The following is a 7788-nucleotide window of genomic DNA, read 5'->3' on the forward strand; positions in this document are numbered from 1 at the left end:
TCAGCCGGAGACGCCGAGCTTCTTCTGCAGGCTGGTCGAGGAGGTCGTGTACTGGAAAACGATGCGCTCGCCGGGGCTGATGATGCGCTTGGCGGCCTGCGCCATCAGCGCCACTTCGTGGAAGCCCGACAGGATCAGCTTCAGCTTGCCCGGATACCAGTTGATGTCGCCGACCGCGAAGATACCAGGCACCGATGTCTGGAACTTCTCGGTATCGACCGGAATAAGGTTCTCGTGAAGGTTGAGACCCCATTCCGCGATCGGTCCGAGCTTCATGGTCAGGCCGAAGAACGGCAGCATGCGCGTGCAAGGCACCTCGACATCGCCGTCCGGTCCCTTGATGGTGGCCGATGACAGTTGGCCGTCGGCACCGGTCAATCCGGTCACCTGCCCGACCTGGAATTCCAGCTGCCTCATTTCCTGCATGGCATACATCTTGTTGACGCTGTCGGGGGCGGCACGGAACTCGGGCCGCCGGTGCACCAGCGTCACGCTCTTTGCCACTGGCTGCAGGTTCAGCGTCCAGTCGAGTGCCGAGTCGCCGCCGCCGACGATAACGAGGTCATGGCCGCGAAAATCCTCCATCCGGCGCACCGAATAGAAGACACTCTTGCCTTCATAGGGCTCTATGCCGGGGATCGGCGGACGCTTGGGCTGGAAGGAGCCGCCGCCGGCGGCAATCACCACCACCTTGGCCTCGAACACCTCATTTTCGTCGGTGGTGACGCGAAAACTGCCGTCCTCCAGTTTTTCCAGGCTGGAAACCATTCGGTTGTAGCTGAAATCAGGCTTGAACGGCGCGATCTGCTCGAGCAATTTGTCGACCAGCCCCTGCGCCGAGATCGAAGGCCAGCCTGGAATGTCGTAGATCGGCTTTTCCGGATAGAGCTCCGCGCACTGGCCGCCCGGCCGATCCAGAATGTCGATCAGGTGGCACTTCATGTCGAACAAGCCGAGCTCGAACACGGCAAACAGGCCGACCGGCCCTGCCCCGACAATAAGCACGTCTGTCCTGGTGGTCTCGGTCATGCGATGTGCCTCGCTGCGAAGAGAGCAGGACACTGCATGACCAATGCTCCGCTGCCAAGCCGCAGCGGGAAAAATCAGTTGGCAAAGATCCTGCGCTTATCCCTGGCGGGCGGGCACGCGGACAACCAGGCCGTCAAGCGCATCGCGGACCTTGATCTGGCATGACAGGCGCGAGTTGGGCTGGACGTCGTAGGCGAAGTCCAGCATGTCCTCTTCCATCGCTTCCGGCTCGCCGACTTCAGCCGTCCAGGCTTCGTCGACATAGACGTGACAGGTGGCACAGGCGCAGGCACCGCCGCATTCGGCTTCGATCCCGGGCACGGCGTTGCGGATCGCGTTTTCCATGACCGTAGAGCCGTTCTCGGCGTCCATGTCGAAATGCGTGCCGTCATGGGCAATGAAAGTCAGCTTGGTCATTTGTCACCTGAAGGGAGTNGGATTCAGCGGTTGATGGCGGCGATGAAATCGCGCACTTCGTCGATCAGCGTGCCAAGCCGCTTGAGCGTCTGGCCGTCTTCCGGCCGGTGCTCGATCTCGGTGGCGCAATCGGCGATGGCAAAGGCGCCGACGCCCCGTGCCGAACCCTTTAATCCATGGGCGAGCAGAAGCCGGTCCTTGATGTCGGCGTCGACTATTCTGTCGCGCACGGACAGCGCCTGCTGTACAAACAGCGCCAGCACCTCTTGCTCAAGGCTGCGGTCGCCCATCGTCTGGCGGGCAAGGTGTGCCAAATCGACCGGCCGTGACCGCCTTGGTCCGGATACGTCGCCCCCGGGCATTGAGAAGGCAATGCCGCTTTCGCCACGCATAAACTCGAACTCCGTTTCTTCGATTCGCCCAAAAACCTAGGCGAATCCAATGGACAACGGGTTAATGAATGGCCGGGAAAAATGTTGCCAAAGCGGCGCCCAAATCACAGTTCCGTTAACCTTATATTTAAAGTTTTACGTATCCCGCGGAATGCATGTTTTCTTTACCCCCCTGTGTCATTACGATACGAGGGGTCCATTTTCAGCCTCCTGCGCGGGGCAAGACAAACAGAATTATAAGCCCGCGGCAGCTAGTACAGGGTAGCGAAGGCATGGCAAAGAAACCAACGACGACGAGAACTCTCGACAGCGACGTGGCCAGGGAACTGGAAAAGGCGCTCGATCTCGACCTCAGCAACGAGATCGGCAGCGGCGACCTCGACATCGCGGCTTCGATGGAGGATCTGGAAGCTCAGATATCCCAGGCGGCCGACGAGCTGGCGCGCGAGGGACGCAATCATAAGCCGGAACAAAACCCGGAGCCTGTGGTCAATCAGAACCACGCCGCGAAACCCGCGCCCAAGGCCAAGCCTGCCGAATTGCGCCCCGTGGAACCGCGCAATGGCGCCCAGCCCGCGGGTTTCGCGCCGGCCAATGACGATCGCCAGAAGGACTACAAGACGCTTCTGCACAGCCTCAACAGGCGTGCCTCGAACACCATTTACTGGGTCGTCGCCTTCGTTTCGCTCGCCTGGTTCGCCGGCGCCGGCGGTTTGGCCAATCTGCTTTTCGGACCGAGCATCTGGAGAATCCGTACGCTCGACCAGTTCCTTGCCCGTCCGGAACTGATCGGCCTCGCCGTCGCGGCCATCGTGCCCGTCATCCTGTTCTGGGCCTTCGCCGCCATGATTCGCCGCGCCCAGGAAATGCGCATCGCCGCACAGTCCATGACCGAAGTGGCCTTCCGCCTGACCGAGCCGGAAAACCTTGCCCAGGATCGCGTCATGATGATCGGCCAGGCCGTTCGTCGCGAAGTCGCGGCCATGGGCGAAGGCATCGAACGCACACTTGCCCGCGCCGTCGAACTGGAAACGCTTGTCCACAGCGAAGTCAACCAGATCGAACGCTCCTATTCCGAGAATGAATCCCGCATCCGTTCGCTGGTCGACGGGCTCGGCAGCGAGCGCGAAGCCGTCGTCACCCATGCCGAGCGCGTCCGCGCCTCGATCACCGGCGCGCATGAGACGCTGAAGGACGAGATCGGCGCCGCCTCCGATATCATCCGCGACTCGATCCTGAATGCATCGACCAAATTGTCGATGACGATCACCAATTCCGGCGACACGCTGATCGATCGCATCAACGAAAGCTCGATGTCGATCTTCGATTCGGTCGAAGGCCGGCTCGATTCGATCACCGATCGGCTGTCGACCTCGGGCGAGGCCTTCGCCAGCCTTCTCGACACCCGCATTGCCAAGCTGACGGACACCACGGACGGCCTGACGCGGTCGTTGACCGATCTGCTCGACGATCGCACCACCGGCATGGTGTCACTGCTCGGCGGCGCCGCGCGCACCCTCAATTCCGAATTCGAGGCCAGCCTCAACGGCATCGAGCGGACGCTCGCCGAACGCGGCCAGGCACTGATCAGCGAGTTCCAGACCCGCGCCGAGGCGCTCGACACCGGAACGCAGAAGCTCAATGCGGCACTCGAGGCCCGCGCCCGCCAGATCAACGAAACGCTGGTCGAGCGCGCCCGCGAAATCGCCCACACCTTTGCCGAGAGCAAGGACACGTTGTCGGCGATGATCGATCAGGGCAAGACCCAGATCGGCGCCGACATGGCCGACATCGTCACTTCGACCTCCTCTATGCTCGAAGCCCGCGCCAGCGACTTCGCCGGGCGCATGGAAGCCGCCCGCCACGTCGTGTCGCGTTCGTTCGACAGTGACATCCAGCGGCTCGCCGACGCCCGCGTCGGCATCGAGGAAGCCGTCGAGAACCACAGCAGGAAACTGTCAGAAAGCCGCGAACGCATGGCCACGGCCATGGAGGCCGACCTGGCGAAGTTCGCCGAGGGCCGCGCCGGCATCGATGCGGCGGTGACCAACCAGGTACAGAAGCTGGCCGAAGGCCGCAGCCTGATCTCGCGCGCTCTCGAAGAGGATCTGCGCAAGGTCAATGAATCGCGGGCGGCCATCGATGCATCGCTCGGCAGCCATCTCGAAAGGCTGGAAGAAGGCCGCAACAGGCTCTCCACTGCCTTGAACGAAGACTCCGGAAAACTGGTGCAAGCTCGTACGATCATTGATGAAATGGTCGCAGGTCATGTCGGAAAACTCGCCGAGGGCCGCAACATCCTGTCGCGCGCTTTGGAAGCCGATCTCGGCAAACTGTCCGACAGCCGCGCCGACATCGACGGTCTGGTCGCCGGTCAGGTGGAAAAGATCGCCGAAGGCCGCGCCGTGCTCGCCAAGGCGTTGGAAAACGACATCGTCGGCATCAAGAGCCTCATCGAAACCCATTCCGCCAAACTGGCAGAGGACCGCACACAGCTTTCCCATTCGCTCGACAATGATCTGTCCGGCATACGCGGCCTGATCGAAGGGCATTCAGGACGCCTCGCCGAAGACCGCAGCCTGCTGTCGCAGACCCTTGAAGCCGACCTTGCCAAGCTGGCCGAAAGCCGTTCGAGCATCGACGGTCTGGTCGCCGGTCAGGTCGAGAAGCTGGCCGAAGGCCGCGACATTCTCAAGCGCGCGCTGGAATCCGACCTGAACACGATCAAGGGCGTCATCTCAAGCCAGTCGGAAAAGCTGGCCGAGGATCGCGGGCAGCTTTCGCGGGTGCTGGAAACCGACCTGCAGAATGTGAACAGCGTCATCGCCGATCACATGAACAAGCTTGTCCAAGACCGCTCCGCCCTGTCCAGGGCACTTGAGGACGACCTCGCCAAGCTGGCCGACAGCCGCTCCAGCATCGACGGGCTCGTCGCCGGTCAGGTCGAGAAGCTTTCCGAGGGTCGCGACATCCTGCGGCGCGCTCTGGAATCCGACCTCAATGCGATCAAGGGAACCATTGCCGATCAGTCGCAGAAGCTGGTCGATGACCGGGCACAGTTCGCCCGGGCGCTCGAGGCTGATCTCGAAAGCGTCAACGGCTTGGTCAACAGCCATTCCGAAAGGCTCGTCCAGGATCGTTCAACGCTGTCGAAAGCGCTTGAAGCCGACCTCGAAAATGTCGGCGGCCTCGTCAACAGCCACGCGGAAAGGCTTGTCCAGGAACGCTCGACCCTGTCGAAGGCGCTCGAGGACGATCTCGCCAAGCTGGCCGAGAGCCGCTCCAGCATCGATGGCCTGGTCGCCGGCCAGGTCGAGAAGCTCGCCGAAGGCCGCGATGTTCTCAAGCGCGCGCTGGAAGCCGATCTCGCCAAGCTGGCCGAAAGCCGCTCCAGCATCGACGGTCTGGTCGCCGGCCAGGTCGAGAAACTGGCCGAGGGCCGCGACATTCTCAAACGCGCCCTCGAAGCTGACCTGCAGAAGCTGACCGAAAGCCGTGGCGATATCGACGACGTCATCGCCGAACATGTCGGCAAGCTGTCCGAGGGCCGTAATATGCTGGCCCGCGCACTGGAAGACGATCTGGGCAAGTTGGCCGAGGCCCGCAAGGACGTCGACCGGTCGCTGTCGGGTCACATCGACCAGATCGCCGCCAGAAGCATCGGCATTTCCGACGCGATCGCGGCGGATGTCGAAAAGATCGAGCAGGCGTTCAGCCGCCAGACGGGCATCATCGAGGAGCGCGCCGGCACCATGGAGCGTGCGCTCTCGACAGGCGTCGACAACGTCCGCGCCGTGCTCGAGAAGAGCGCCGTATTTGTCGCCGGCGCCCTGCGCGAGAAGGTGCTGGAAGTCACCAGCACCCTGCACGAGCAGGCCGGCGCCGCGTTCAGCGACGCCGACCGCAAGATCGCCGAGCGCGCCGAGCAGACCTCCGCCGCCCTGCTGGCGCGGGCCGAAGACATCGCCCGCACCTTCGAGGATGCAGACCGTCGCCTGCACGCCCGTGCGGAAGATACGTCGAGCGCCTTGCTTGCCCGTGCGGACGACACGTCCAGCTCGCTGCTGGCCCGCGCCCATGAAACCGCCGATCAACTGGCTGCTCGCGCAAGCGAGATCGCCGGCACCTTCGAAGCGGCGGACCAGAAGCTCGCCGCCCGCGCCCAGGAAACCGCCGATCAGCTGACCGCCCGGGCTCAGGACACCGCCGATCATCTGGCAGCTCGTGCAAGCGAGATTGCAGGCACGTTCGATGCCGCCGACCAGAAGCTGGTCGCCCGCGCCATCGAAACGGCCCAGTCGCTGGCCGCGCGCGCCGGCGACATCCTGCGCAACTTCGAAGGCGCCGACCAGCGGCTCGGCATGCGCATCGGCGAATCGGCCGAAGCGCTTGCCGCACGCGCATCGGACCTTGGCCGCATCTTCGATGCCGCCGACCAGCAGCTCGTCTCGCGCATCGCCGAAGGTTCGGAAGCGCTGTCGAGCCGTGCTTCGGAAATCGGCCGTATCTTCGACGACGCGGATCAGCGCCTGGTGTCGCGCATCGCCAGCAGCACCACCACGATCGGCGAGCATGCCGAGACCATCGTCGGTGCCTTTGCCGATACCGAGCAAAGGGTCGCCGAACGCGCCAGGCGGACCGGCCAGGACATGGCCGTGCACGCCCGCGAAATCGAGCAGGCGCTTGCCGGCGCCGACGAGCGGCTCGCCTCGAGCGCCGCGGCCGCGGCCGCCCGTGTCGAAGAGCAGGTCTCAGGCGTCGAGAACCGCCTCGCCTTCACAGCCGAGACGATGGGCCAGAAGCTCAACGAGCAGGTGTCGAATGCCGAGGCGCAACTCGTCTCGCGCGCCAATGTGATCGCCGAGACCTTCACCGCGGTCGGCCAGCATATCGGCCAGAGCACCAACGATGCCGCCAAGACGATCGGCGCCAACACCCGCGAACTCAACACCATGCTCGCCGCACGTTCGGCCGAAATGTCGAAGATCCTCGACGAAACCGCACGGCCCTTGGTCGAGCGTTTCGCCCAGGGCGGCTCGGACCTGCAAAAGAGCATGGAAGAGGTCACCGAACGCGCCACCGAGAAGCTGCGCAGCGAGAATGCCGCGCTTGTCGACGCACTCGCGAACCGCACCGCCGAAACCTTGTCGGCGGTCGAGGGCGCCCGCTCGTCGCTGTCCGACAGCGTCGCCGATCTCATCGGCCGGATGACCAAGTCTAGTTCGCAGCTCGGCCAGCTGATCGAGCAGGCCGCGGTCAATCTCGGCCAGGTCGATGAACGCCTGAGCGGCAGCACGCAAAGCTTCGCCGCCACCACCGAGAAAGCCGCGCAGACCTTCGCCAGCTCGGCGCGACTGGTCGATTCGAACACGACAAGGCTGACGGAACTGTCGTCGTCCACCTTGCGCGAGGTGGCGTCGATCGCCACCAAGTTCGACGAACACAGCCGCCTGCTGTCCAGCGCTTCGGACCTGCTGAGCTCGGCCCAGAGCAATCTCGAACACACGCTCGAGAGGCAATCGTCGCTCGAAGACCTCGCCGTCGGCCTGGTCAAGAAGTCGGAAGATCTCGAAAGGGTCATGCGCTCGTTCGAAAATCTCGTCGGCCAGACGCTGCAGAACGCCGAAGGCAAGACGATGGAGTCGGCCGACAAGATCCGCAATGCCATCACCGACGTCGTCGATTCGGCAACCAAGCGCTTTGCCGATGCGACCGAAGAGATGCGGCGCACCGCGGGCTCGATCAAGAGCGAACTCGACCTGACCCGGGCCGAGCTCAAGAAGGGCGTCATCGAAATGCCGGAAGAGGCAAAGGAATCGACCTCGGCCATCCGCCGCGCCGTTTCCGAGCAGATCAACGCCCTCAAGGAGCTTTCGGACATCGTGGCCAAGTCCGGCCGCGGCGGCGGTGACGGATCAGAACCACGCAACCTGCGCCCGGCGCCGCAAGC

Annotated in this window: 4 protein-coding genes; 1 reads left to right on the forward strand and 3 read right to left on the reverse strand. The window is 63.5% G+C overall.

From position 1 onward, the window contains the following. From X735_RS142455 to X735_RS142445, 3 genes are all read right to left on the reverse strand, one after another. Entirely contained in the window at positions 1-1029 is a 1029-nt protein-coding gene (locus X735_RS142455; RefSeq protein ID WP_023813038.1) for an NAD(P)/FAD-dependent oxidoreductase, read from the reverse strand. A gap of 96 nt (positions 1030-1125) precedes the next feature. Further along, positions 1126-1446 carry a 2Fe-2S iron-sulfur cluster-binding protein gene (locus X735_RS142450; protein ID WP_013531878.1) on the reverse strand — a complete coding sequence of 107 codons (321 nt, stop codon included), beginning with the start codon at positions 1444-1446 and terminating at the stop codon, positions 1126-1128. A gap of 23 nt (positions 1447-1469) precedes the next feature. Beyond that, entirely contained in the window at positions 1470-1838 is a 369-nt protein-coding gene (locus X735_RS142445; RefSeq protein WP_023813039.1) for an Hpt domain-containing protein, read from the reverse strand. Positions 1839-2110: 272 nt separating this feature from the next. Here X735_RS142445 and X735_RS142440 point away from each other — a divergent pair. Beyond that, the coding region (locus X735_RS142440) for a kinesin (RefSeq protein ID WP_023813040.1) at positions 2111-7788 on the forward strand (5678 nt) is incomplete at its 3' end.

It is taken from the genome of Mesorhizobium sp. L2C084A000, assembly GCF_000502875.1.
Classification (GTDB): domain Bacteria; phylum Pseudomonadota; class Alphaproteobacteria; order Rhizobiales; family Rhizobiaceae; genus Mesorhizobium.